This window comes from Streptomyces sp. NBC_01707 (assembly GCF_041438805.1).
Lineage (GTDB): Bacteria > Actinomycetota > Actinomycetes > Streptomycetales > Streptomycetaceae > Streptomyces.
Genome location: NZ_CP109190.1, coordinates 8330970 through 8355876, shown reverse-complemented (window position 1 = coordinate 8355876; position 24907 = coordinate 8330970). Strand labels below are relative to the sequence as shown.

General features: G+C 67.9%; 21 protein-coding genes and 1 pseudogene. 12 read left to right on the top strand and 10 right to left on the bottom strand.

Annotated features, from left to right (window positions below; genetic code table 11):
- Nucleotides 1-392 precede the first annotated feature (392 nt).
- On the top strand, nucleotides 393-1415 hold the full coding sequence (locus OG963_RS37450; protein WP_371799896.1) for a LysR family transcriptional regulator: 1023 nt from the start codon (nucleotides 393-395) through the stop codon (nucleotides 1413-1415).
- Here OG963_RS37450 and OG963_RS37445 read toward each other — a convergent pair.
- Nucleotides 1387-1545 (bottom strand): hypothetical protein, encoded by a 159-nt coding sequence (locus OG963_RS37445; protein WP_176902406.1) that lies wholly within the window; start codon nucleotides 1543-1545, stop codon nucleotides 1387-1389. The genes OG963_RS37450 and OG963_RS37445 overlap by 29 nt on opposite strands.
- Before the next feature lie 93 nt (nucleotides 1546-1638).
- On the opposite strand from OG963_RS37445, the gene OG963_RS37440 reads away from it, so the two are divergent.
- Nucleotides 1639-2022: a hypothetical protein gene (locus OG963_RS37440; protein WP_371799895.1), complete on the top strand. Its 384-nt coding sequence runs from the start codon at nucleotides 1639-1641 to the stop codon at nucleotides 2020-2022.
- A 59-nt stretch (nucleotides 2023-2081) separates the two neighbouring features.
- On the opposite strand, the gene OG963_RS37435 is transcribed toward OG963_RS37440, so the two are convergent.
- Both OG963_RS37435 and OG963_RS37430 read right to left on the bottom strand, forming a co-directional pair.
- Nucleotides 2082-2783 carry a 2-phosphosulfolactate phosphatase gene (locus tag OG963_RS37435; RefSeq protein ID WP_305367606.1) on the bottom strand — a complete coding sequence of 234 codons (702 nt, stop codon included), beginning with the start codon at nucleotides 2781-2783 and terminating at the stop codon, nucleotides 2082-2084.
- A 179-nt stretch (nucleotides 2784-2962) separates the two neighbouring features.
- Complete coding sequence (locus OG963_RS37430; RefSeq protein WP_371799894.1) at nucleotides 2963-3466, bottom strand: hypothetical protein; 504 nt, start codon at nucleotides 3464-3466, stop codon at nucleotides 2963-2965.
- Nucleotides 3467-4253: 787 nt separating this feature from the next.
- Here OG963_RS37430 and OG963_RS37425 point away from each other — a divergent pair.
- Complete coding sequence (locus tag OG963_RS37425; RefSeq protein ID WP_093779714.1) at nucleotides 4254-4973, top strand: SDR family oxidoreductase; 720 nt, start codon at nucleotides 4254-4256, stop codon at nucleotides 4971-4973.
- Between the two features lie 57 nt (nucleotides 4974-5030).
- On the opposite strand, the gene OG963_RS37420 is transcribed toward OG963_RS37425, so the two are convergent.
- Nucleotides 5031-5792 carry an SDR family oxidoreductase gene (locus OG963_RS37420; RefSeq protein WP_319326424.1) on the bottom strand — a complete coding sequence of 254 codons (762 nt, stop codon included), beginning with the start codon at nucleotides 5790-5792 and terminating at the stop codon, nucleotides 5031-5033.
- Between the two features lie 178 nt (nucleotides 5793-5970).
- Nucleotides 5971-6444, bottom strand: coding sequence for a VOC family protein (locus OG963_RS37415; protein WP_371799893.1), 474 nt, complete (start codon nucleotides 6442-6444; stop codon nucleotides 5971-5973).
- A 405-nt stretch (nucleotides 6445-6849) separates the two neighbouring features.
- Between OG963_RS37415 and OG963_RS37410 the strand changes: the two genes are divergently transcribed.
- The gene (locus OG963_RS37410; RefSeq protein WP_371799892.1) at nucleotides 6850-7818 is read left to right on the top strand and encodes an alpha/beta hydrolase; all 969 of its coding nucleotides are present in this window, start codon (nucleotides 6850-6852) and stop codon (nucleotides 7816-7818) included.
- 228 nt (nucleotides 7819-8046) lie between these two features.
- Here OG963_RS37410 and OG963_RS37405 read toward each other — a convergent pair whose 3' ends face one another.
- The 3 genes and pseudogenes from OG963_RS37405 to yicI form a co-directional block, all read right to left on the bottom strand.
- Nucleotides 8047-8394: a MazG-like family protein gene (locus tag OG963_RS37405; protein WP_362273162.1), complete on the bottom strand. Its 348-nt coding sequence runs from the start codon at nucleotides 8392-8394 to the stop codon at nucleotides 8047-8049.
- An 84-nt stretch (nucleotides 8395-8478) separates the two neighbouring features.
- Nucleotides 8479-8889 (bottom strand): annotated as a pseudogene (locus OG963_RS37400) (cytidine deaminase); the annotation flags it as partial.
- 438 nt (nucleotides 8890-9327) lie between these two features.
- The gene (yicI, locus tag OG963_RS37395) at nucleotides 9328-11583 is read right to left on the bottom strand and encodes an alpha-xylosidase (protein WP_093779726.1); all 2256 of its coding nucleotides are present in this window, start codon (nucleotides 11581-11583) and stop codon (nucleotides 9328-9330) included.
- Nucleotides 11584-12047: 464 nt separating this feature from the next.
- On the opposite strand from yicI, the gene xylA reads away from it, so the two are divergent.
- From xylA to OG963_RS37355, 8 genes are all read left to right on the top strand, one after another.
- Nucleotides 12048-13217 (top strand): xylose isomerase, encoded by a 1170-nt coding sequence (xylA, locus tag OG963_RS37390; RefSeq protein ID WP_319326413.1) that lies wholly within the window; start codon nucleotides 12048-12050, stop codon nucleotides 13215-13217.
- A gap of 146 nt (nucleotides 13218-13363) precedes the next feature.
- The gene (locus tag OG963_RS37385; protein WP_093777754.1) at nucleotides 13364-14626 is read left to right on the top strand and encodes a sugar ABC transporter substrate-binding protein; all 1263 of its coding nucleotides are present in this window, start codon (nucleotides 13364-13366) and stop codon (nucleotides 14624-14626) included.
- Between the two features lie 11 nt (nucleotides 14627-14637).
- Nucleotides 14638-15585 (top strand): carbohydrate ABC transporter permease, encoded by a 948-nt coding sequence (locus OG963_RS37380; RefSeq protein WP_093777752.1) that lies wholly within the window; start codon nucleotides 14638-14640, stop codon nucleotides 15583-15585.
- 5 nt (nucleotides 15586-15590) lie between these two features.
- Nucleotides 15591-16448 (top strand): carbohydrate ABC transporter permease, encoded by an 858-nt coding sequence (locus OG963_RS37375; protein WP_371799891.1) that lies wholly within the window; start codon nucleotides 15591-15593, stop codon nucleotides 16446-16448.
- 8 nt (nucleotides 16449-16456) lie between these two features.
- Entirely contained in the window at nucleotides 16457-17836 is a 1380-nt protein-coding gene (locus OG963_RS37370) for a GH1 family beta-glucosidase (RefSeq protein WP_093777750.1), read from the top strand.
- Nucleotides 17837-18189: 353 nt separating this feature from the next.
- Nucleotides 18190-19683: a hypothetical protein gene (locus tag OG963_RS37365; RefSeq protein ID WP_371799890.1), complete on the top strand. Its 1494-nt coding sequence runs from the start codon at nucleotides 18190-18192 to the stop codon at nucleotides 19681-19683.
- Between the two features lie 227 nt (nucleotides 19684-19910).
- Nucleotides 19911-21620 carry a cytochrome c oxidase subunit I gene (ctaD, locus tag OG963_RS37360; protein ID WP_093930795.1) on the top strand — a complete coding sequence of 570 codons (1710 nt, stop codon included), beginning with the start codon at nucleotides 19911-19913 and terminating at the stop codon, nucleotides 21618-21620.
- Nucleotides 21617-22006 (top strand): cytochrome c oxidase subunit 4, encoded by a 390-nt coding sequence (locus OG963_RS37355; protein WP_093777744.1) that lies wholly within the window; start codon nucleotides 21617-21619, stop codon nucleotides 22004-22006. The genes ctaD and OG963_RS37355 overlap by 4 nt, the downstream gene beginning before the upstream one ends.
- Before the next feature lie 9 nt (nucleotides 22007-22015).
- Here the strand turns inward: OG963_RS37355 and OG963_RS37350 are convergent, their stop codons facing one another.
- Together OG963_RS37350 and OG963_RS37345 are read right to left on the bottom strand one after the other, a co-directional pair.
- Complete coding sequence (locus tag OG963_RS37350) at nucleotides 22016-23656, bottom strand: cytochrome bc complex cytochrome b subunit (protein ID WP_371799889.1); 1641 nt, start codon at nucleotides 23654-23656, stop codon at nucleotides 22016-22018.
- 410 nt (nucleotides 23657-24066) lie between these two features.
- Nucleotides 24067-24342 (bottom strand): hypothetical protein, encoded by a 276-nt coding sequence (locus tag OG963_RS37345; protein WP_327424184.1) that lies wholly within the window; start codon nucleotides 24340-24342, stop codon nucleotides 24067-24069.
- Nucleotides 24343-24907: the final 565 nt, after the last annotated feature.

Sequence of the window (24907 nt, the reverse complement as noted above, 5' to 3'; positions counted from 1 at the left end):
CTCGCCCGCCGGGCGGTCCAGCGCCGTCGTGCACAGGACGGCGGCGTGTTTGTCCAGCTATAAAGCATCGACTGCCACACCACCTTCCCAGGCTTCACGGTCTACCACGCTTTCAAGTTGGGTCGTGGGAGGGGCACTTCGCGACGCTGACGGCGGAGTTCGCACCGTTCGGGATCAAAACGGTGCACATCGAGCCGGGGGTGATGCGGATGAGTTCCTACGACGCTGGAGCGGGCTCCGCTGAACGCGCCATACCGTGGCGGTCCTTCGGACGCTCACCAGCCAAGCGTTGGGGGATATGGGCGACAGCCAGTCCGGCGTCGCACACGCCACCATCGAGGCGGTGTTGTCCGACGACCCTCACTGCCTGTTCTGAACTCCGACCTCCGGTCGTGGTCGGCACACAGCCCGCTGTCGCGTCGCCGCGCCATGCGCGGCATGAAGAGTCGTTCTTTGCCTGCCCCTCGGTTCACGCATATCGTCAGGCCATGCCAGAACTGACGCTGACGGGCTTGCGGGTCACGCTCGAAGTAGCTCAGCGCGGATCTTTCACCGCGGCGGCCGAAGCGCTCGGCTACACGCAGTCCGCAGTGTCTCGCCAGATCATCGCCACGGAAGCGGCGGTGGGAGCCCCGCTGTTCGAGCGCCTTGCCCGCGGGGTTCGGCCGACACTCTCCGGGGAGACGCTGCTGCGGCACGCGCGCCGCATGTTGGCGCATGCGGAAGCGGCCGAGCTGGAGATCGCCGGGCTCCGCGACCGCCTCGCCGGCCGTCTGGCCGTCGGCGCGTACCCCACCGCGGCGGCTGCGCTGGTACCCCGGGCCATCGCTCGCTTGCAAAAGGCACACCCGGCCCTCACCGTGAGCCTCTGGGAGACGGGCAGCCCCGCCCAGCTGCGCCGCCTTCGCGCGGGACGCATCGAGATGGCTGTAGTGGCAATCGGGGAAGGACTTCCCGACTACGACTTCACCGGGCTGCGCATCGAGGTCATCGGCGCCGGCCGAGGCATGGGCGTGGCCGTCCACGCGTCCCATCCGCTGGCTTCCCGGGACGAGGTGCACGTCGACGAGCTGGCGCAGGAGGCCTGGATCGTGGGAGCCGGCGAGGAGGGCGCACCCCAGTTTGGTGCTTGGCCCACCCTTGAATCTCCGCGTGTGGCCTACGAGGCGCGCGGCTGGCAGACGCGTCTGGGGCTCGTCGCCGCAGGATTGGGTATCTCAGTGGTACCTGGGTTGGCCGCGGACATCGTCCCGAAGGATGTGAAGTGGCTGCGTGTCGAGGATCCCGCGTTCGTACCAAAGAGACAGACCGCGATGGTCACGGCAGCCGACGCGTCGGCCGGCGCGCGAGCCATGCTCCAAGCCATGCGCGACGAGATCACCGGACTCACCGCGGAGCGCCAATCAGCCGTATGACGGCTCCGCTCTGTTCAACGAGTACGTAGCTGCCGAGGTAGAGCTCGCCGGCCGGGGCGGCCACGGGGAGCTTCTTGCCCAAGCACGGGATCACGACGACGAACTCCGGGGCGTGGGGCGTGGTGGTCATGAGGGTGTCCTCTCTGTCCGGACACTGTCCGGATGGCTGTCCGGACAGTGTCCGGGCCGGTGTCCGCGTGCTGGCGTTCGTGCAGGTCGGCATGTGTCCGGACAAGCCGCCATGGACCGGCTCCTGCGCGGAGAGATCCGGCCCGGTGCCGCTCGAACTCGGTGCGGAGATGGGCGTAGGGGCGGGTGCCGTAGAACGCGGCGCCTCCAGGCACTCCAAGATGCTGGCGAGATCCCCGATCCTCGCGAGGCTCAGGTCGCCCGGCTCAAGGCGGAGAACTCCAAGCTCAAAGAGCGGCTGGCCCAGTCGGAACAGACGATCGACGCACTCACCGACTTCCGCGCCCAGGCCCTGGCCCGGCTCGCCGCCCAGCACGAGGAAATCGTCCACCTGCGTCAGACCACGGCCACCGCGAGCCGTGTCGCGCGACTTCCCGCAGCCCGATCGTCAACAACCGTCATCGGGACACGCAGTTGATGCCGCATACCCGACCGGGTACTGGCCCTCGCCCAGTGACAGTCGGACTTCACCAGCGATCAAACCGACGCATCTTCGCTCAGCGAAGGCACGGCGCACGGACGGAGGACCATGAGCGAGCCTTCCAAGGTCGCCGCCATGGCAAAGGGGAATCGGTCGAGCTCAAGGCAGAGTGCAACGTCATCAGGATGGACTCCTTGACGCACCCCCTCCGCCAGCTCGGCGGCGGCGCGGGACTCGGCAGCGCGACGGAGGAACTCAGCAGCATCCGTCCCAGCCTCGGTGGCCCTCCGAGCGATGTATTGAGCACACGCCAGATCCTCATCGGCCTGCCCATCTTCGCCAGTGACCACGAACGTGACACCGTCACTCTTGCGTGTCCGCAAGAGCCGAGCCGTTGCTTCGGCCACCACGAAGCCGGCGCACAGCACCAGCGACGACTCCTTGACCGCAAGGGCGCCGACCGTCCCTGCCGTGGTCTTCTGCACAACGGTCCGTCCGCCAAGGTCAACGGACCTCAGCAGGCCCGGCGAGTTGACCATCTCGAACCCGGGCGCGGGCGGACCGTCTTTGAGCGCCGCCCAATCCGGGTGGCGAGCCTTGAGCGCCAGGGCCTCGTCCAGCGACTCAGCAAGAACGATCTTCTCCGCCCCCTGGGCAAAGGCCCAGGCAGCCACGGTGAAAGCACGCATGACGTCGACTACGACCGCCACGGACGGGGCTTCGACCAGATCGGCGATGCCAAGGAAACGAGTGTCCATTCCGGTCATGATCGCGCATGCCCGATCCGAGGCACCCGGAGAGTGATACGCATCACATCGACGGTCTCGGAATGCAACACCTCCGGCTACCTGCGTCGCGAAAGTGGTCCGCAACCACACGCCTACTCAATCGCCACACGGGATCACCCGCACACGGCCTCTGCGGACACAAGTCACTCTTACGTCACGCATCTGACCGAGGACGGAGTCGACCGCCGGTCCAGCAGCAGGTCGGCCATGAGTGCGACAGCTCCCTGGCCATCCACACGCACGTCAGCGACGACTTCATGAACACTTCCCTGCACAAGGCACTGGCTCCGGCGTTCACCGGGGCTTGACAGGAGGGAGCCGGCGATTGTTGCCTTGCTGAAGTGCTCGGCGGAGCGGATGTCGCAGTTCCCGAAGGTAGGGAACATGTACATCTCCAGCACCCGGATGCACTGCACTTTGTAGCGCTTGCTCGCGGTGCGGTTCTCGACGGGCTCAAGCGCCCATCGATCGAAGCGGTAGCGCAGCGTGTTCGCGGCTGTCGGATCGATGTAGCCCCGGCCTTTCACCCAGCCGGGGGGCCAGTGCTGCCCGGCCTCGTCGACGGCATCCTTGAAGACCTTGGCCGAGTCCTCGTCGTCGAAGCGCTCCGACTGCCACCTATCGGACCGTGCGCCGCCGTCCTTCCACTTCACCTGGTAGCTGTGGATGCCCCGGCCTTGTTCCTACGCGGAACGATGCTTGCCATGGCGGGAGACCAGTTACGTTTTCCCACCGTTTTCCCAGCCACCCGTTTGAACCAGCCAAGTTATATCGATACTTGCAGGTCAGAGCGAAGAGAGACAAAGACAGCCGGAGCCGAACGCGAGACGGTTCCGGTGTCGTGCATGAGGATGGTGCGCCTTTCATCGTGCTGGGTGGCGTCGCCTGCCCCGCGGGGCAGCGCCACGGCCCCCTGCCCGTGCAGCGACTGCCAGGCGTGCGGGCGCACGCCTGCTGCGGGAGTCGCCGGGGGATCACCTCATGCTCGGATATCGGACACCGCACACAAAATCGCCGGTGAATGTTCACCAGGGTCCCGGCCGCCACCGAAAATCGGACGGACCCCGGCCCGTGTGACCGCGCATCCTCCGCCACCGGATCGAAGACTCCGACTGACGCCGCAGCCGGCCGTCGCCCGCCCGACGGGCCAAGGAACGGCCGACGCGAGCGAGCGGCGTTTGGCGCCCGGGAGCCGCCCGACCAGGGCTCCGTCGACCCACCTCAGCCGGCGCCCGGCCGGGGCCTCCGAGGACTCGATCGGCATCAGCGGCCATTGGCGATCATCCTGTGGAGCACGGCCCGGACCCACCGGGCCGGCCGCGGTTCGGGTGGTGGCGGACACCCGGGCGATATACGTTCGGAGCGGGCTGCGCTGCGCCGTCGCACACGTCGCGACGGCCGGTCCTCGGCCCTGCAACGCACCGTCGGGGAGGTTCTCCCATGAAGGTCCAAGGGTCTGTCGCTTTCGTCACCGGAGCCAACCGCGGCCTCGGTGAGCAATTCGTCCGGGCGCTCTTCGATGCCGGGGCGGCCAAGGTCTACGCGGGAGCGCGTGACCCCGGAAAGATCACCGTGCCCGGGGCGATCCCGGTCCAGGTCGACATCACCGACCACGAATCCGTGAGCGCGGCAGCAGCCCAGGCCCAGGACGTGACGCTCCTCGTCAACAACGCCGGTTCGACGACTCGCGCGGACGTGCTCGGGTCCGACCTGGACTCGTTCCGGAAGGAATTCGAGACGCACGTGGTCGGCACCCTCGCCATGAGCAGGGCCTTCGCCCCCGTTCTCGGACGCAACGGCGGTGGCGCGCTGGTCAATGTCCTGTCCGTGATGTCCTGGATATCGATCCCGGCCAGCTCCGGATACGGCGCGGCCAAGGCCGCCGAATGGTCGGTGACCAACGCCTTGCGGGTGGCTCTTGCGGAACAGGGCACGCAGGTCACCGCCCTGCACGTCAGCTACATGGCGACGGACATGGTCGCGCATCTGACCGGTCCGAAGGCCGAGCCCGCCATGGTGGCCCGCGCGGCCCTCGACGGTGTCGACGCCGGACTGCACGAGGTGCTCGCCGACGACGTCAGCAAGCAGGTCCAGGCAGCGCTGTCCTCGGGCCCGGAGGCGCTGTATCCGCAACTCGCGGGCCGCCCGGCGCTGGTCTGATCACCTTGTCCACGGGTCTTTTCGCCTGCCCTCCCCAGAGGCACTCCTCCCTGGTGGTCAGTGGGAGAGGAGCTGCTGGCCGCCGTCGACGTCGTACGTTCCACCCGTGAGCGCGTCGTTGCACATGATGTGCACGGCCAGAGCAGCCACGTCGGCCGGGACGACGACCCGTCGGATGGGAAGCGTGGCGCGCAGCTCCTCGCGCCGGGCGTCGAGCTGATCGCCCAGGAGCGAGGCCGACAGGGGTGTGTCGACGAATCCGGCAGCGATGAGATTGACCCGGATCGGCGCCAGTTCCAGCGCCAGGTTCGCGGTGAGGGCCGGCAGAGCCGCGGTGACGGCGGACATGACGGTCATGCCGACACCGGGGCGCCGACCGCCGGTGCCGCCGATGAACAGCAGTGTGCCTCCGGCTCGCACCTTGTCACGGCTGTAGAGGGCGACCGCGAGTGTCATGGCCAGGCGCTCGTCGAAGGCGCGGCGGGCGTCTGCGAGGTCCATGCTTTCCAAGGGCAGGTAGAACGGGCCACCGGCCGTGACCATCACATGGTCGACCGGGCCGGGCAGATCCTGGAAGAACTGCTTGAGACGGTCGGTGTCGGTGGCGTCGAACGCTGCTGTGCCGAGAGGGTGGAGCTCGAGTGCGACCTGCTGCAGCCGTTCGGGGTTGCGGCCGACCAGGACGACCTGGCCGCCGCATGCGCGTACCTGACGGGCCGTCTCCAGTCCGATACCCGCGCTGGCGCCGATCACCACGACGGTCTGGTCGGCGAGATCGGGCCGGCGTCGGGCGCCGGGGTCGCCGGGTGCGGCACTCATGACGAACCACCGCCGCCCGGAACCGTCATGCCACAGCCGTGGGGTCTGCTGCCCGCCATCCGTACCTCCGGGTATCAGTCTCTGGTTCCGCAGTCGCGCTTCAGACCGCAGATCGCTTGCCTGTCGACCCGGCTGCCGGCACTCCACGCCCGTCCCGCCCCGGGTCACTGATGTGATGTCAGCGGCCGGGGGCCCTCTTCCTCACTTCCTGGAGCACCCAGCCGTTGCCATCGGGGTCACTGAAGGTGGCGTAGGAGCCGTAGTCGGCACGATCGGGATGCGGGCCACCCACCCGTCCGTCGCCCCCGGCGCCGTAGGAGACACCGCCGCCATCGTGACCATGGTGGAAGACTCCTCCGGCATCGTGGAACACCTCGCCCACTTCGACGCCACGGCCGACGAGTTCCGCGCGGGCCGCCTCGACGTCGGGGACGACGAGGTACAGGCCCTGGGCCGAGCCGGGCGCTGCGGAAGTGACCCCCTTGCCCAGGATGATCGAGCACTCGGAGCCGGGCGGCGTGAACTGCACCACCCGGTAGTCCTCACCGGCGACGTGGTCGATGTCCATCCGGAAGCCCGCCGCCTCGTAGAAGCCCTTGGCCCGGTCGACGTCGGAGACGGGCAGCACGATGACTTCGAGTTTCAGGTCCATGCGGATGTCTTTCTCTCTTGACGTCGGCGAGCCCCGCACCCTGTGCGTCGCCGGTTCAACGTGCGGCGATCCTCACATGCGGCGGCGCCGGCGGCCGTCCGACCCGCCGACCTGACCCCACGTCCACGCACCACGCCCACCGGCGTGCGTACCGGTCACCGCTACGCCGCCCGGCACGGACGGACTGCACGGCCCGGATCATCAGGCCGGGAGCCGTCCGCGCAGGTGATCTTCGCGCGGGTGCGGCTCATCCCGCCCGCGCGTCAGCTACTGGCCGTGGCGCCTGCTGTCCGTGTGCGTTCGCCGGAAGATCCCGTTGCACGCCGGTCCCTTCCGTGAGAACACGGATGAGTAGGCAACGAGCGAATGGATTCGTTTCGGCGAGTCCGACCTGGAGGCACTTCCATGGTTGACCTGCCTGATCCTCCCTCTCCCCGTCTCGAGTCGGCTGCCCAGGAACTGGCCGACGCGACCAGCCCTCACCCGCGCATCTACGAGGTCCCGCCCGAGCAGGGACGTGACATCCTCGCCGGCCTCCAGACCGGAGAAGGCGTCGAGAAGCCCGACGTCGACGAAGAATGGGTGACCGTCGACGCCGGCCGGTACGGGCAGGTGCGTACGCGCATCATCAAACCGGCCGGGGCGATCGAACCGCTGCCTGTCATGCTCTACATCCACGGCGCAGGCTGGGTCCTCGGAGACGAGAACACGCACGACCGCCTGGTCCGCGAGCTGGCGACAGGCGCAGACATGGCCTGTGTGTTCCCGGTCTACGACCGGGCACCGGAAGCGAGGTACCCGACCCAGATCGAGCAGAACTACGCGGTCGGCCGCTGGATCGTCCAGCACGGTGCCGAACACGGCCTGGACGCCTCACGCCTGGCTGTCAGCGGTGACTCGGTGGGCGGAGACATGGCTGCCGTGTTCGCCCTGATGGCCAAGGAACGCGGCGAGATCGACGTCAAGGGCCAGGTGCTTCTGTACCCCGTCACCGACGCCGACTTCAATACGGCGTCCTATCTGCAGTTCGCCGACGGCTACTACCTCACGCGCGACGGCATGATGTGGTTCTGGGACCAGTACGCGGACCCCAGCCAGCGGATGGAGCCCTACGCCGCACCCCTGCGGGCCGGCCTGGATCAGTTGAAGGGCCTGCCGCCCACCCTGGTCATCACCGACGAGGCGGACCCCTTGCGCGACGAGGGTGAGGCCTACGCCGCGAAGCTGCGAGAAGCCGGCGTGGACGTCACCGCAGTGCGCGTCGAGGGCATGCTGCACGATTTCCTCATGCTCGACAGCCTCCGCGACTGCAACGCCACCAACGTCGCGCGCCACCTCGCCATCGACGCCCTGCGAACGAGCGTCGCCGCCTGACGCCGGCAGATGCGTGTAAGAAGAGAGCTCGGGGAAGAATCGGACCCTCATCACCTGCACGTCGCCCTCCCCCGGAGGTGACCGGGCCGGTCTGTCAGCAGCTGACCGCTTGCGCCGGATCGAGGGCGGTCAGTCACGCCCCGGGGAGGCCGTGGGGCCCCGGACCCACACAGGTCGGTGCTGCGGACATGGGCGCGGGATCAGCGGGCCGAGGTGACCCATGTCCTCTCACACCACGTCGGCCCCGGTCCCGTCACCGGGCGGCAGCACACGGTCCACCAGGTGTCGCAGCCGCTCGTCCAGGAGCTTGCGCGCGTCGGGCGTGCACGACGCGAGCGCGACCATGCCTGTCACGATGACGTCGCACAACTCCTTGTTGACGTCGTCCCACGTATGGGACGCCCCCTTGCGCGGATTGGCGCCCATCACGCCGTGCAACGCCTCGGCGACCTCACCGAACTCCTCGCCGATCTTGAGTACGCGCAGCAGCCGCACGTCGCTGTCCGAGGCCTGGACGGCGTTCTCGTCCAGCCAGGTCCGCAGCCGCTCCACACGATTCCACGCTTCGTCCTGCATCAGGTTCCCCTCGGATCGTCCGTACATGTTCGCCCCGTCGGCCGCCCGGGGGGGGGGGCAGCTGGTGCCGAGTGATGCGCTTTCCTCGGTGTCGAGCTGGTGGTCCGCCCAGACGTAGCTTTCGGGAAGCAGGTCGGTGATGGAGACGGTTCTGAGGCCGGTGCTCGTACCGACGATGACCTTGAGGGCGGGGAAGTAGTCGACGAGGACCTGGCGGCAGCGGCCGCACGGCGGTACGACGCCTCGGTCGCGGTCGCCCACCGCGACGACGGTGTCCAGGTCGTAGACACCCTGGGTGGCAGCCGTGCCGATGAGGACCAGCTCCGCGCACGGGCCTCCGGTGAAGTGGTAGGCATTCACAGCGGTGACGATCCGGCCGTCTCCGGCGCGGGCCGCCGCCGCCATCGTGTGGTTGTCGCCGCGGCAGCGTGTGCCGGCGACGTGAGCTGCGGCCCGGATCAGTTCATGGTCGACGCGGTCCGTCCGTGTGGTCATCTTCCCTGCTTTCAGGTGGTGTCAGGCGACATCGACTCGGGTGTCGATGGTACGGAGGCGGGCATCGGCCCGCCGGTGTCCTCCGAAGTGAAGTCGACGGGGCACCGCCGCGTACCGCTTACTCGTATCGCCATTTCGGACACTCCCCCACGATCCCGAGGCGGCCGAACATCACCCGATAGGCGTGGCTCCCCTTCTCGTTGCCGATGATGGACTTGCGTCGTGCGGCCATGAACGCCCACGCCATCGCGGTCGTCAGGTTCGAGCAGGAATGGACCCGTCTCGGCAAGTGCCTCCAGAAGGTGGTGGAGGCGGGCGAGGTGACGGCCCGCACGCTTCCCGAGCGGGCGCACCCGGCCTGGGCCCTCGCCGCGTGCGCCGGGTCCGGTCCGGCTTCACGTACGGTCGAGGGCCGGACCGGCCCGTCGGACGGCGGCGTCAGGCCTTCACGACCTTCAGGCCGTTCTCACCCACGACCGTCACCTCGTACGGCCGGTCCGTGTCCGCCGTGACACGGACCGTGTCGCCCTCGCGGACCACCTCGTACGTCGCGGCGGGCGCACCCGTGAGGTCGGGGACCGTCACCGTGCGGGTGAAGTCACCGATCCCCTCGGGGGCGTGGACCCGCAGCTCCAGGTCGTCCGGCCAGTCGCCGTCGGGCCGGGAGGTGTCAGCGCCCAGGGCCAGGACCGCGCCCGGGCGGACCAGCAGCGGGAGGCTGTCGAAGCCGTGGATCTCGTGGCGCCAGGCCGGGCCGGTGACGGTCTCACCGGAAAGCAGGTGGGTCCAGGTGCCTTCCGGGACGTAGTACTCGACCTGGCCGTCCTCGCTGAAGACCGGGGCCACCAGGAGATCCGGGCCCAGCAGATACTGGCGGTCGACGGTACGGGTGGCCGGGTCGTCGGGGAACTCCAGGAGCATGGGCCGCATCGTCGGGACACCCGTGCGATGGGCCTCGACGGCTGCCCCGTACAGATATGGCATGAGGCGGTGCTTCAGCTCGGTGAACTGCTTGGCGACGTCGACCGCCTCGTCGCCGAACTCCCACGGCACCCGGTAGGACGAGGATCCGTGCAGTCGGCTGTGCGAGGAGAGCAGGCCGAAGGCGAGCCAGCGCTTGAAGACGGCGGGGTCGGGGGTGCCCTCGAAGCCGCCGATGTCGTGGCTCCAGAAGCCGAAGCCGGACAGGGAAAGTGAGAGTCCGCCGCGCAGGGACTCGGCCATCGCGCCGAAGGAGGACCAGCAGTCGCCGCCCCAGTGGACGGGGAACTGCTGGCCGCCGGCAGTGGCCGAGCGGGCGAAGAGGACCGCGTCGCCCTGACCACGTTCCTTCTCCAGGAGTTCGAAGACGGCCTTGTTGTAGAGGTGCGTGTAGTAGTTGTGCATCCGCTCGGGGTCGGCGTTGTCGTGCCAGACGACGTCGGTGGGGATGCGCTCGCCGAAGTCGGTCTTGAAGCCGTCGACACCCTGGTCGAGCAGGACCTTCAGCTTGCTCTGGAACCAGGCGGTCGCCTCGGGGTTGGTGAAGTCCACCAGCGCCATGCCGGCCTGCCAGCGGTCCCACTGCCAGATGTCGCCCTCGGGCGTGTGCACGAAGTAACCCTTCGCCGCGCCCTCCGCGTACAGGGGGCTCTTCTGCGCGATGTAGGGGTTGATCCACACGCAGATCTTCAGGCCCTTCTTCTTGAGCCGGGCGAGCATGCCGACCGGGTCGGGGAAGGTATTCGGGTCCCATTCGAAGTCGCACCACTGGTACTCGCGCATCCAGAAGCAGTCGAAGTGGAACACCGACAGCGGGATGCCGCGCTCGGCCATGCCGTCCACGAAGGAGGTGACGGTCGCCTCGTCGTAGGAGGTGGTGAACGAGGTGGTCAGCCAGAGGCCGAACGACCAGGCCGGGGGCAGGGCCGGACGGCCGGTGAGTGCGGTGTAGCGGGTGAGGACGTCCTTGGGGCTGGGACCTGCAACGACGAAGTACTCCAGCGTCTGGTCCTCGACGCTGAACTGGACCTGGCCGACGGCCTCGGAACCGACCTCGAAGGAGACCTTGCCGGGGTGGTTGACGAAGACGCCGTAGCCGCGCGACGAGAGATAGAACGGAATGTTCTTGTACGCCTGCTCGCTGCTGGTCCCTCCGTCCGCCTGCCACATGTCGACGACCTGGCCGTTCTTGACGTACGGGGTGAAGCGTTCGCCCAGGCCGTGGATGGTTTCGCCGACTCCGAGGCCGAGCTGGGCGAACATGTGGTGGCCGCCGTCCTGGACGGTGGCGAAGGCGGTGCCCTTGTGTCCGGCGGAGGTCAGCAGGTGGCCGTCCGCATCCAGGAACTCCAGGCCGAAGGCACCCTCCGTGGGCAGCCGCAGGGTGAGGGGGCCGGTGGTCAGTTCGGCGGCCCGGCCCTCCGTACGTGTGGCGGCGGCAGTCGTGCCGGTCGCGCCCGGCAGGGCGAAGTCGGGCCCGAGGTTCCGCTTGCCCGCGAGGTGGGTGACCCGCACGCCGATGACACCTTCGGCGGCCGCGTACGCCTCCACCGTGATCAGGGGCGCGTTGAGGGTGTCACCGCGCCGTTCGACGCGCTTGACGGCGGCGTAGGCCGTGAGACGGTCGGCGCCGAGCTGGAGGTCGCGGATTTCGGTGGCGTACGAGGCGTGCACACCGTCTCGCATCTGCCAGAAGCCGTCGGTGAACTTCATGGGGGTCTTCCTTAGCCGGTCAGGAGTGCGTGTTCAGAAGTGACGGGGTGGCGCGGGCAACCGGGTCACGGGAGCTCTCGCGGGCGCCGTGGCGGCCGGGCGTCGACGATCACGGCCCTGGTGGACGGAGCGGGGCTGCCCACCCCGAGGACGGCCGGCACCGGTGCGGTGGCCGTGGCTGGTCGCGGCGGCATGACGTACCTCGTTCCACTGAATCCCGATTTTGATCGTACACAAAACAAAAATTTTGTCGAAGCGCTTCGACAACGCACCAACCCCCTCCGAACCCGCCCCGATCAAGCGCAGGATCCTCATGGAAAGCGGTCAGGTTGTCTGGATGTGACGTGTGTGTCACATGGATGCTCTAGAAACAAACGTCAAGATGCCGTATTAGTACTGCCAGCCAACAAATCGGTCGGTCGGCGATGCAGCCGTCCGGTCCCTTGTCGACAAGAGGCAGATTCATGTCGAAGCGCTTCACTCCCACCTCCGCGGACAAGTTCACCTTCGGTCTCTGGACCGTCGGCTGGCGCGGCAACGACCCCTTCGGTGACGCCACCCGTCCCGCGCTCGACCCGGTCGAGTCCGTCGAGCGGCTCGCGGAGCTCGGTGCGCACGGTGTGACCTTCCACGACGACGACCTGATCCCGTTCGGCTCCTCGGACAGCGAGCGGGCCGCGATCATCACCCGGTTCAAGGACGCCCTGGACCGCACCGGTCTCAAGGTCCCGATGGCGACGACGAACCTGTTCACCCACCCGGTGTTCAAGGACGGCGGCTTCACCTCCAACGACCGCGACGTGCGCCGCTACGCGCTGCGCAAGGTCATCCGCAACATCGACCTCGCCGTCGAGCTCGGCGCCACCACATACGTGGCCTGGGGCGGCCGCGAGGGCGCGGAGTCCGGCGGCGCCAAGGACGTACGGGTCGCGCTGGACCGGATGAAGGAGGCCTTCGACCTGCTCGGTGAGTACGTCGTCGAGCAGGGCTACGACCTGCGGTTCGCGATCGAGCCCAAGCCGAACGAGCCGCGCGGCGACATCCTGCTGCCCACCGTCGGCCACGCCCTCGCGTTCATCGAGCGCCTGGAACGCCCGCAGATGTACGGCGTCAACCCCGAGGTCGGCCACGAGCAGATGGCCGGGCTGAACTTCCCGCACGGCATCGCGCAGGCCCTGTGGGCCGGCAAGCTCTACCACATCGACCTCAACGGCCAGTCCGGCATCAAGTACGACCAGGACCTCCGCTTCGGCGCCGGCGACCTGCGCCAGGCCTTCTGGCTCGTCGACCTCCTCGAGACCTCCGACTACGACGGCCCGCGCCACTTCGACTTCAAGCCGGTGCGCACCGACGGCATCGACGGCGTCTGGGAGTCCGCGAAGAACTGCATGCGCAACTACCTCATCCTCAAGGAGCGCGCCCTCGCGTTCCGCGCCGACCCCGCCGTCCAGGAGGCACTGGCCGCCTCCCGCCTCGACGAACTCGCACAGCCCACCGCCGAGGACGGCCTCAAGAGCCTCCTCGCCGACACCACCGCGTTCGAGGAGTTCGACGTCACCACCGCCGCCGAACGCTCGATGGCCTTCGAAGCCCTCGACCAGCTCGCCATGGAACACCTGCTCGGCGTCCGCTGAGCCCACGGGGGTGTACCGACGTACTGCCGCCGGACACCCCCTCCCGCCCCTACGGACCTGCCGACCCGTACCGAGGCGTATGCATCTCCTGGCCGGGACAGAGAGGTCCCGCCGGGTCGGCACCCCTCTCATGCAAGGGCACGCACGTGACAGCATCATCCCCGGACGGCCTGCGCCATCGGCGCCGTCGTCGCAACAGGCGGGTTATCGTCCCGCTCACCGTCGTCTCCGCGATCGTCGTCGGCACAGCTCTCTCAGGGTGTGGCCAGCAGCGGGACGACAATGTGTACACCGTCCTGAACTCCTCGACCGACGACTCGTACCACAGCTGGGACGCCGCCACCCTGTCGCGGTGCAGCACGAAGCTCGGCGTGACCATCGAGCAGCAGAGCGTTCCGGCCGCCCAGGTCATGACGAAGTCGCTGCGCATGGCCTCCTCGAAGTCGCTCCCGGACATCATCCAGTTCGACGGCTCCGAGATGCCGACGTTCGCCGAGACCGGCGGACTGAAGGACCTCGAGAAGCTGGGCGTCTCCACCGCCGACATACCCCGGGGCATCTTCGACTACGGCTCGTACAAGGGCACGTACTACGGCGCGGCGCGCACGGTGAACACTCTCGCGCTGTTCTACAACAAGGACATCCTGAACAAGGCCGGCCTGGAAGTGCCCACCACCTGGGCCGAGATGCAGGAGAGCGCCAAGAAGCTCACCCAGGGCAGCCGGTACGGCATCGCCCTGAGCGCGGGCGGCGCGGAGGACGGCGTCTACCAGTTCACGCCGTTCATGTGGTCCAACGGCGGAAGCGAGACCGATCTCGGCAGCAAGCAGGTCGTCGAGGCGCTGGACTACTGGAAGGCGCTGCTCAAGGACGGCTCGCTGTCCAAGTCCACGGTCAACTGGACCCAGGCGGACGTCAACGACCAGTTCATGGCCGGCAACGCCGCCATGATGATCAACGGTCCCTGGCAGGTCGAGACCCTCAACACCAAGAAGGGGCTCAACTGGGGCATCGCGCAGATCCCCGTCCCCGAGGCCGGTGACGACTCGGTCGGTCCGCTGGGCGGCGGCATGCTGACCATCCCCGACATCGGTGACACCGTCCGGGAGAAGACCTCCGCCCGCATCATCAACTGCATGACCAGCGAGCAGGAAGAGATCACCTACGCGCTGAACAGCTGGATGATTCCTGCCAACCAGAAGGCCGCCGACACCTGGCGCAAGAAGGTTCCCGAGCTGAGCTCGCTGGCCGACCAGGTCGCCACCGCCCGGTCGCGCACCGCCAAACTCGGCGCGGGCTGGTCCTCGGTGTCGCTCGCTCTGCAGAGCGCCTTCCAGGCCGCTCTCACCGGCCAGTCCAGCGAGAGCGTCCTCAAGCACGCACAGCAGCGTGTCGAGAGCGGGAACTGAGGTAACTGAACATGTCGACCACCACTGCTCCCGCGCCCGTCGCGCCGATCGCCACGAGGACGAGGACTCCTGACCCGCTGAGGGCCAAGCGCCGCAGGAAGCTCGCCCAGTGGGGCTTCCTCGCCCCCGCGGTCGTGTTCATGCTGCTGTTCTTCGGCTACCCGCTCGTCCGCAACGTCGTGATGAGTTTCCAGGACTACTCGCCGTCCACCTTCTTCACCGGCAAGGCCCCGTTCAACGGGTTCGACAACTGGAAGAACGTCTTCCAGGACGACCTGTTCGGCAAGGCTCTCCTGCAGACCATCCTCTTCACCATCGGTTCGCTGATCGGCCAGTTCTGCATCGGTCTGGCGCTGGCGGTGTTCTTCACCAAGCGGTTCCCGCTCAACGGCGTGCTGCGCTCACTGATCCTGCTGCCGTGGCTGGTCCCGATGGTCGTCTCCGGCATCGTCTGGCGGCGCATCCTCGACCAGGACACCGGTGTCCTCAACTCCTTCCTCGGTATCTTCGGCCTCGGTGACACACCGTGGCTGACCAGCACGAGCATGGCCCTGGTCTCCGTCGTCCTGGTCAACATCTGGATCGGCATCCCGTTCAACATGGTGATCCTCTACGGCGGACTCCAAGAGGTACCCAAGGAGCTGTACGAGGCCGCCGCGCTCGACGGCGCATCCGCGTGGCGGACCTTCCGGTCCATCACCCTGCCGCTGCTCAAGCCCGTCATCACCGTGGTCCTGGTGCTCGGCTTCATGTCCACCGTCAAGATCCTCGATCTGATCCTGGCCCTCACCGACGGCGGACCCGCCGACTCCACCCAGACCCTGGGCACCCTGACCTATCAGAACTCCTTCGTCTCGCTGGACTTCGGAGCCGGTGCCGTGGTCGGCAACATCCTGATCCTGATATCCGCCGTCTTCGCGGTGTTCTACCTGCGGGCCAACCGCAACGAGGGGAAGTGACCGGAATGGCGACCATCACCCACACCCCCGCCGTCCCGTCGCAGGCCGACCGGAACAGGCCGAGGCGCCGCTGGGGCTCCATGATCGCGGGCCTCGCCATCCTCTGCGTGATGCTCTTCCCGCTCTACTGGATGATCAACACCGCGCTGCAACCCGAGTCCGGGCTGCTGGAGGTGGACGCGATCCCGCACAGTCTGGATCTGTCCGGATTCAGCTCGGCCATCGGTGAGCAGGGCACCAACCTGCTGACCTCGCTGGCCGTCGCACTCGGCGCCGTCGTCATCTGTCTGGCCATCTCCGCGCCCGCCGCCTACGCGCTCGCCCAGTTCAAGCTGCCGGGCACCAAGTTGATCGTCTTCGGCACGCTCATCACCCAGATGGTCCCGGGCATCGTCATCGCCAACGCCCTCTACAGCGCATACGTGGACCTCGGGCTGGTCAACTCGTACTTCGGCCTCATGCTGGCGGACTCCTCGCTGGGCATCCCGTTCGCAATCGTGCTGATGCGCTCGTTCATGGTGGCCATCCCGCGCGAGGTCATCGAGGCCGCCGAGGTCGACGGTGCGGGACGCTTCCGTACCTTCGTCCAGGTCGTGCTGCCGATGAGCCGCAACTCGCTGATCACCGCCGGTCTGTTCTCGTTCCTTTACGCGTGGAGCGACTTCATGTTCGCCCTCACGCTGAACACGACCGACGACGTCAAGCCGATCACTCTGGGCATCTACCAGTACATCGGCGCGCACGTCGGTGACTGGGGTTCGGTCATGGCCGCGGCCGTGCTGTCCGCGATCCCCGCGGCGATCCTGCTCGTCCTCGCCCAGAAGTACATCGCTGCCGGTATCTCCGGCGGCTCCGTCAAGTAAGGTCCGTGATGAGTGAGTTCCCCGCCTTCCCGCCCGGATTCGTCTTCGGCGCGGCAACGGCTTCGTACCAGATCGAAGGTGCCGCGCAGGAGGACGGCCGCGGCCCCTCCATCTGGGACACCTACAGTCACACGCCCGGCAGGACGGACGGCGGCGACACAGGTGACGTGGCCTGCGACCACTACCACCGCTACCCCGAGGACATCGCGCTCCTTCGCGACCTGGGAGTGGAGTCGTACCGCTTCTCCATCGCCTGGCCGCGGATCCAGCCCGACGGCAGCGGGCCGGCCAACCGGAAGGGCCTGGACTTCTACTCCCGGCTCGTCGATTCACTGCTCGAAGCCGGCATCGAGCCGGCCGCCACCCTCTACCACTGGGACCTGCCCCAGGCGCTGGAGGACCGGGGCGGCTGGCGGGTACGGGAGACCGCGGAGCGGTTCGGTGAGTACGCGTCGATCGTCGCCGAGCACCTCGGCGACCGGGTGCCGCGCTGGATCACGCTCAACGAGCCGTGGTGCAGCGCCTTCCTCGGCTACTCCGTGGGCAGGCACGCACCGGGTGCCAAGGAGGGCACCGGGGCGCTGGCCGCCGCGCACCATCTGCTCGTCGGTCACGGCCTGGCTATGAACGCACTGCGCGCCGCGGGTGTCCGCGAGGCAGGGATCACACTCAACCTGGACCGCAACGTCCCGGCCACCGAATCGGACGCCGACCTCGCCGCCGTCGTCCGCGCCGACACCCAGCACAACCTGGTGTGGACCGAGCCGATCCTCGCCGGCCGCTACCCGGCGACCGACGAGGAGACTTGGGGCGAGCTGATCACCGCGCAGGACTTCCGCCGTGAGGGCGACCTGGAGCTGATCTCCCAGCCGCTGGACTTCCTGGGCATCAACTACTACCGCCCCATCGTGGTCGCCGCCGCCCCCTACCGCGAGGCCGACCCGGCGCTGCGGGTCGCCACGGACAACCGGTACACCGAGACGGAGTACCCGGGCGTCCGGCGCACGGCGATGGGCTGGCCGGTCGTCCCCGAGTCCTTCACCGATCTGCTGACCGCGCTGAAGCGGACGTACGGTGACGCCCTTCCGCCGGTGCACATCACCGAGAACGGCTCCGCCGAGTTCGACACCGTCGGCCCGGACGGTGCCGTCCGCGATGCCGACCGGGTGAGCTACCTGCAGAGTCACCTGACGGCTCTGAAGGCGGCGATGGACGCCGGTGTCGACGTACGCGGCTACTACGTCTGGTCGCTGCTGGACAACTTCGAGTGGGCACTGGGCTACGCGAAGCGGTTCGGGATCATCCGGGTCGACTACGACACCCAGGAGCGGACCCCGAAGGACAGCTATCGCTGGTATCAGCGGCTGATCGCCGCGCACCGGTCCTAGACGCTGTCGCCGGACGGGCCTGATGCAGGCCTGTCCGGCGACGGGGTCCCCGTGCACCACCCGGGCGGTGAGCGGACGTCCGAGGACCATCGCGCCACGGCATGAGCCCTCGCAACATCCCGCCCAGGACGACCGCCTCCGGGTCGAACAGGTCCACCGAGCCGGGCGGGCCCCGTCCCGCCGCCCGACGGATGACCCCGTGACCGCCGGGTGAGCCGTCAGCCACTCCTCCACCGCACGCCCGGCACGGCGTGTGCTCCACATGGCCGATCAACGTTGGCCGGTCGCTCCAGGCACTCGCAGAGTTGCGCACAGAGCCCGGCCCGCTGTCCGTTGCCGTGGAGGACTGATCCATGCCTGACCGACTCGCCGTCGGCCCGCGAGTGGCGCAGATGCGGCTCAGCCATGCCGACAACGCGCACAGCCGTGCCTTTCCCTGGCTGGCGTCCGTCGCCGCCGCCTTCGTTCTGGTCCAGTTGGTGCTGGTGGTGCCCGGCTCCGGACTCGGCTGGGACGAGACCGTCTACGTCAGCCAGGTCAGCCGGGATGTTCCGGCCGCGTTCTTCAGTGCGCCCCGGGCCCGGGGAATTTCGTATCTGGTCGCTCCGGTGGCCGCGCTGACCTCCTCCACGACCGCACTCCACGTCTATCTGGCGCTGTGCTCCGGATTCGGGCTCTTCGTCGCCCTGTGGGTCTGGCGTCGCCTTCTGCCACCCGCGGTTCTCGCCGGGGCGGGTGCGATGTTCGCCGGGCTGTGGATCACCCTCTACTACGGCCCGATGGCGATGCCCAACCTGTGGTGCGCCCTGGGTTCGCTGGCGGCGGTGGGCTGCTTCCTACGCGCCGTCAGGGAGACGACCGACGGCAAGGCGCTCGCCGGCCTCGGCGCCGGTGTGGTCCTGGTCGCCCTCATGCGACCTTCGGACGCCTGCTACCTGGTCCTGCCGCTGGCCGTGGCAGCCGTGGCGGTCCCGGGCTGGCGGCGTCCGGCCGTGCTCGCCGTGCTCGTGGCCGCCCTTCTCCTCGGCTCGGCGCCGTGGATCATCGAAGCCCAGCTGCACTACGGCGGCGTGTCAGCCCGGTTGCACCGCGCCAGCGAGATCCAGGGCGGCCTGGGCCGGCACCTCGCCGTCGACGATCAGATTCGAGCCTTGGACGGGCGGACTCTGTGCCGGCCGTGCGATGTGCCCTGGAAGCACCCGGTCACCGCGGCGTGGTGGTTCGCGCTGCCGCTGCTCACGGCCGGCGGCATCATCGCCGCCGGGCCGCGCCGCTCCGCCGCCGTCCTCACGACCCTGGTCGCGGCGTCCATGGCGACCCCCTACCTGTTCATGATCGACTACGCCGCCCCCCGGTTCCTGCTTCCCACCTACGCTCTGCTGGCGCTTCCCGTCGCCGAGTGCCTGCGCGGTCTGTACACCTCCGCCCGACCCGGGTGGCGGCCGACGGTCGCCGTGTTGCTCGCGTACGCCCTGGCCGGTCACTTCGCCGTCCAGTACTGGGTACTCGGCCATGTCGTCGCACGCAGCCGGGTGGCACGACAGGAGTACACGGCGATCGCCGACCGGCTGCACGTTCTGGGAGTACGCCCACCCTGCGTGGTCACCGGCTTCGACGCGGTGCCGATCGGCTACTACGCCGGCTGCGCGTCACGACAGATCGGCGGCCACGACGGGAGCATCACCGCCGAAGGTCTGCGCGCGGCAGCCCGTCACACGCCTGTCGCGGTGATCGTCGCTCCCGGGCACAAGCCACCCTCCTACGCCCGCGCCTGGCGGCCCGAGACCGTGCCGCCGCTGCGCGGGGGCACGGACCTCGCCGTCTACCTGGCATCCCCACGGCGATGAGTCCTTGCGGTGCCGGTTGCGCGGAACGAGGCGGCCACCGATCAGTTCCGCGTGTCACATCGGACTTCGCCCGGTGACGAGATCCGTCGGGAGCGTCCGGCAGGACCCCGGGACGCCCGCGCGGAGCACCGGTGATCCGGTGAAATTCGAGGGTGACACCGCCAGTCGTACGGCCGTCCCTGCCCGCAGGCTCCACCATCGAGTCAACCGGGAGGGACGGAGAACCGATGGCGCAAGACCTGCAGGACGCCGCACCGGCCGCGCCGGTGGCCAACAAGCGCATCGCTGCCGGTGTGAGACTCATGGGGTGGCTGACGACCACGGACCACAAGGTCATCGGCAATCTCTACATGGTCACCGCGTTCGGGTTCTTCCTGCTGGGCGGAGTGCTGGCCATGCTCATGCGGGCGGAGCTGGCCCGGCCAGGACTTCAGATGGTCAGCGCGGAACAGTACAACCAGCTGTTCACGATCCACGGCACCATCATGATGCTGCTGTTCGCCACGCCGATGTTCGGCGGCTTCGCGAACGCCATCATGCCGCTGCAGATCGGCGCGCCCGACGTGGCCTTCCCCCGCCTGAACGCGCTCACCTACTGGCTCTTCCTGTTCGGCGGAATCATCGTGGTGTCCGGATTCGTGGTGCCCGGCGGCGCGGCGCACTTCGGCTGGTTCGCCTACGCCCCGCTGAACAGTGCCGTCTTCTCGCCCGGCGCCGGCGGCGATCTCTGGACCATGGGCCTGGTGCTGTCGGGGGTCAGCACGACCCTGGCATCGGTCAATTTCATCACCACGATCGTCTGTCTGCGCGCTCCCGGTATGACCATGTTCCGGATGCCGATCTTCACCTGGAACGTTCTGTTCACCTCGATCCTCGCGCTGCTCGCGTTTCCGGTGCTCGCCGCCACGCTGCTCGTCCTCGAAGCCGACCGGAAGTTCGGTGCGCATGTCTTCGACTCCGCCAACGGCGGGGCACTGCTGTGGCAGCACCTGTTCTGGTTCTTCGGCCATCCCGAGGTCTACATCGTCGCGTTGCCCTTCTTCGGAGTGGTGAGCGAGATCATTCCCGCGTTCAGCCGGAAGCCGATGTTCGGGTATTTCGGAATGGTGATGGCCACGATCAGCATCACCATGCTCTCGGCGGTTGTCTGGGCTCATCACATGTTCGCCACGGGAGCCGTTCTCCTGCCGTTCTTCTCCGCCATGTCGTTCATCATCGCCGTGCCCACCGGTGTCAAGTTCTTCAACTGGATCGGCACCATGTGGCACGGCAGCATCACGTTCGAGACACCCATGCTCTGGGCGATCGGCTTCCTCGTGACATTTCTCCTCGGCGGCCTCAGCGGGGTACTGATCGCCTCGCCCCCGCTGGACTTCCACCTCACCGACTCGTACTTCATCGTCGCCCACCTCCATTACGTGCTCTTCGGCACAGTGGTCTTCGCGATGTTCGGCGGTTTCTATTTCTGGTGGCCCAAGTTCACCGGCCGCATGCTGGACGAACGGATCGGGCGTATCCATTTCTGGACCTTGTTCGTCGGCTTTCAACTGACCTTTCTGGTCCAGCACTGGCTGGGGGAAGCCGGAATGCCTCGTCGTTACGCCGACTATCTGGCAGCGGACGGCTTCACCTTGCTCAATACGATCTCGTCCATCGGCTCCTTCGTGCTGGGCCTGTCGACACTGCCGTTCCTGTACAACGTGTGGCACACCACCCGTTACGCACCGAAGGTTCACGTGGACGACCCGTGGGGGTTCGGCCGTTCGCTGGAGTGGGCGACCTCCTGTCCACCCCCGAGGCACAATTTCCGGGCTTTGCCCCGCGTACGTTCCGACTCGCCGGCCTTCGACCTGCACCACCCCCTGACCGAGAAGCCGGTCCTCGCCCGAGGCGGGTACCACTCCGTCTCGGGCGCCGAGGAGGAGTCGGGCGAATGAAGATCGAGGCCACTCTGTTCGCCGGAGTCGCGGGGTTCTTTCTCGTGACCGATGTTCTCTACGCCGTGTGGTCCCGGGATCCGACGGGCACGGCGGCGCTCACCATCTCGTTCCTCATGGCGCTGCTGGTCGCGTTCTTCTTCGCCACCAACTACCGGAGGAAGGGACTTCGCCCCGAGGACCGCGGGGACGGGAGGGTCCATGAGCGGTCCGGCCCGGTGGACTTCTTCTCTCCGCACAGCATCTGGCCGTCGCTGACCGCCGCGGGGGCGGCCCTGCTCGCGCTCGGTGTGGTGTTCGGTCTGTGGCTCTTCCTGATCGGGATGGGCGTGGCCCTGGCGGGGGTGTTCGGAATGGTCTTCCAGTACGCGCGTGTGCAGGGCTGAGGGCGGCTCTCAGTCCTCGGGCCCGCGAACCGGATCCGGCGGCGCGGTCCGCTCGGCGATCCGGGACCGCTGCTCGTCCGTGGCCGGCAACTCCACGAAGTCCCTGTAGTACCACCCGCTCAGTGCGGTCCGAACCCGTCGCCGACGCGAGACCGGGCCCTCCGTCGGGAGCTCCAGGGGCGTCGGGACGTCACGCATCAGGATGCGGTAGCGGGCTGTCGGGCTCAGGCCGCGGTGGCTCTCCGCGAGGTCGCCGTTCACCGATTGGGTCACCTGGCCGGTCTCCTCGCCCTCGGTCAGCCGGCGGCGGTCCCGCATCTGAAGCGCGAGGCAGAGGCGCTTGGTCAGCGCGAACGCCAGGAGCGGGGCGACGACCAGCGCGATCCTGAGGATCCATGTCATGACCTCGATGGAAACCCTGAACGAGAAGGCGACGACGTCGTTGCCGCCGGCGACCAGGAGAACGGCGTAGAAGACGATGGCCGCCACGCCGAGCCCGGTGCGGGTCGGCCGGTTGCGCGGTCGGTCGCACAGATGGTGCTCCCCGCGATCACCCGTCACCCACTGCTCGAAGAAGGGATAGAGGAAGAGCAGCGTGAAGACCACGCCCGGCAGCACGAGCGTCGGAATGAACACATTCCACATGACGGTGTGACCCGCGATGTCGGTCTCCCATGGCGGCATCAACCGGAGCGCGCCCTCCAGGAACCCGACATACCAGTCCGGCTGCGCATCGCCGGAGACCTGGTCGGCGCGGTACGGACCGTAGTTCCATACCGGGTTGATCTGGGCGAGCCCGCCCAGCAGGGCCAGTACGCCGAACACCATGAGGAGGAAACCCGTGGTCTTCGCGGTGAACTGCGGGAAGGCCGGTGAACCGACGGCGTTCCTGTTGGTCCTCCCCTGCCCCGCCCAGTGGGTGTGTTTGAGGTAGGCCACCAGCATGAGATGGGCGGTGATCAGCGCCACGATCAGGCCGGGCACGAGCAGGATGTGCACGGCGTACAGACGAGGGATCACGTCGTTGCCCGGGAACTGCCCTCCGAAGACGAACATCTCCACGTAGGTTCCGACGACGGGGATCGACCCCACAATGGTGGCTGCCGTCCTCAGGCCCGTACCGGACAGCAGATCGTCGGGCAGCGAGTAGCCCGCGAATCCCTCGAGGAGCGCGAGTACGAACAGTGTCACGCCCACGATCCAATTGGCCTCTCGCGGCTTACGGAAGGCGCCGGTGAAGAAGATCCGCAGCAAATGGACGGAGATCGCGGCGACGAACACGAGTGCCGCCCAGTGGTGGATCTGACGGATCAGCAGGCCTCCTCGCACGTCGAAGCTGATGGCGAGGGTGGTGGTGTAGGCCTGCGTCATCCTCACGCCCTGCAGGGGCGCGTAGGAACCGGTGTAGACGCTCTCCGTCATGCTCGGGTCGAAGAACAGGGTGAGGTACACGCCGGTGAGGAGCAGGACGACGAACGAGTAGAGGGCGATCTCGCCGAGGAGAAAGGACCAGTGGTCGGGAAAGGCCTTGCGCACCAACTGCTTGGCCAGCTCGCTGACGGGCAGGCGCGCATCCATCGCACCGTATCCGTCGACCGCCGCCTTCCCGGCCCGGGTCTTCAGCTGCGCCTTACGTTTCCGCAGGGGCATGCACCACTCTCCCGTCGGTCTCCCTTCCGCCACCCGTCCCTTATTGTTCCGGTTCGCCCTTTACGGGTAACGCATTACTCGAAGGGATTACGCAGAATCGCGGTATCGGCACCTGATCAGCCGACCTGGCTCCGACGTGCCGGTCGAGGCCGTACCGGTGGGTCGGAATCGGCAGCGGATTCTTCGTGGCGGCCGGGTGCGCGTCGATCGCCGCCGGGCGGCACCGCATCGACAAGGCCACCACCTCCGACGGCCACCGGGGCGCCGACACCTGGCGGGCTCCCGCCCTCCAGCAGGGCCCTGGCGAGCGCATGACGGGCGCCGTTCAAAGCTGCCGCCGCATGCCATGTCGGGACACGGCGGCGCCCCTGTGCGCAGCTCGCACAGGGGCGCAGTGAGGAGGGCCGGAATCAGTGAGACCTGTGTGCGAGCCCCTTCGTCACGAGGAACTTGACGGGCAGTCGGTGACCCTTCAGGTGCATCGTGCGGTGGTGCCGGACGCCGTAGCGGATCTTGTTGGACTTCCCGTGCTGGTTGAACTTCCCGTGCCGGTTGAACTTCTCGTGCTTGCAGTGGTGCTTCGGGCCGCCGTGCGGGGAGTCGGCGCTCGCGACGGTCGCCGATCCCGCGAGTACCGAGATCGCGGCGACCGCGGTGACGACTGCGCGCTTGATGGTGAGGTTCATTTTCGTTCTTCCCTTCCGTGCCGGGCGTTCCGGCGCAAAATCACGATGTCCCGTGACCTCGTTCGGAGCGGTCCTGCCGGGGATCGCGGCGCGCCGCCCCGCCGGTACTGCATCCGGGCGCCCAGGATGAAGATCCTCTGAGAAGAGTTCGTCCGAAGGGGACCACACGTCGGCACGGCGGGTGAATTTCTCTCATCTCCCCTTCATCCAGGGAGTTCTGGCGTACTCGGGAGCGCCCGTCAACTTCACTCCGACGGCTCAATCGCGGGCAGTCCTGGAGACGCGCGCGGTGTCCTCGCAGGCCGACCGGTCGCTTCCCCGATACCAGCAGGCCGTGCGTCAGGCATGCATCGGGCAGCTCGCCATGGCGGTGGCTGCGGGGAGCGTGTCTCCGGATCGTCCTCGACGAAATGGCCAGCCGGCGTGGTGCGGCCGTCGGAAGACCCTTCTCGGCCAGGTGCCCCTTCGGTGGACGACCGGACCTCCGGCTCATCCGCGGCGCCGACGGCCACCATCAGGTCGGCGACGCGGGCCGGAACCGCGTGCCCGGAGCCGGTGGAAGGTA

Coding starts and splice junctions, on each gene's coding strand:
- OG963_RS37445 (WP_176902406.1), bottom strand. CDS start 1,545: ATGACCACCACGCCCCACGCCCCGGAGTTCGTCGTCGTGATCCCGTGC.
- OG963_RS37435 (WP_305367606.1), bottom strand. CDS start 2,783: ATGGACACTCGTTTCCTTGGCATCGCCGATCTGGTCGAAGCCCCGTCC.
- OG963_RS37425 (WP_093779714.1), top strand. CDS start 4,254: ATGAAGGTCCAAGGGTCTGTCGCTTTCGTCACCGGAGCCAACCGCGGC.
- OG963_RS37420 (WP_319326424.1), bottom strand. CDS start 5,792: ATGAGTGCCGCACCCGGCGACCCCGGCGCCCGACGCCGGCCCGATCTC.
- OG963_RS37415 (WP_371799893.1), bottom strand. CDS start 6,444: ATGGACCTGAAACTCGAAGTCATCGTGCTGCCCGTCTCCGACGTCGAC.
- OG963_RS37410 (WP_371799892.1), top strand. CDS start 6,850: ATGGTTGACCTGCCTGATCCTCCCTCTCCCCGTCTCGAGTCGGCTGCC.
- OG963_RS37405 (WP_362273162.1), bottom strand. CDS start 8,394: ATGCAGGACGAAGCGTGGAATCGTGTGGAGCGGCTGCGGACCTGGCTG.
- yicI (WP_093779726.1), bottom strand. CDS start 11,583: ATGAAGTTCACCGACGGCTTCTGGCAGATGCGAGACGGTGTGCACGCC.
- xylA (WP_319326413.1), top strand. CDS start 12,048: ATGTCGAAGCGCTTCACTCCCACCTCCGCGGACAAGTTCACCTTCGGT.
- OG963_RS37380 (WP_093777752.1), top strand. CDS start 14,638: ATGTCGACCACCACTGCTCCCGCGCCCGTCGCGCCGATCGCCACGAGG.
- OG963_RS37375 (WP_371799891.1), top strand. CDS start 15,591: ATGGCGACCATCACCCACACCCCCGCCGTCCCGTCGCAGGCCGACCGG.
- OG963_RS37370 (WP_093777750.1), top strand. CDS start 16,457: ATGAGTGAGTTCCCCGCCTTCCCGCCCGGATTCGTCTTCGGCGCGGCA.
- OG963_RS37365 (WP_371799890.1), top strand. CDS start 18,190: ATGCCTGACCGACTCGCCGTCGGCCCGCGAGTGGCGCAGATGCGGCTC.
- ctaD (WP_093930795.1), top strand. CDS start 19,911: ATGGCGCAAGACCTGCAGGACGCCGCACCGGCCGCGCCGGTGGCCAAC.
- OG963_RS37355 (WP_093777744.1), top strand. CDS start 21,617: ATGAAGATCGAGGCCACTCTGTTCGCCGGAGTCGCGGGGTTCTTTCTC.
- OG963_RS37350 (WP_371799889.1), bottom strand. CDS start 23,656: ATGCCCCTGCGGAAACGTAAGGCGCAGCTGAAGACCCGGGCCGGGAAG.
- OG963_RS37345 (WP_327424184.1), bottom strand. CDS start 24,342: ATGAACCTCACCATCAAGCGCGCAGTCGTCACCGCGGTCGCCGCGATC.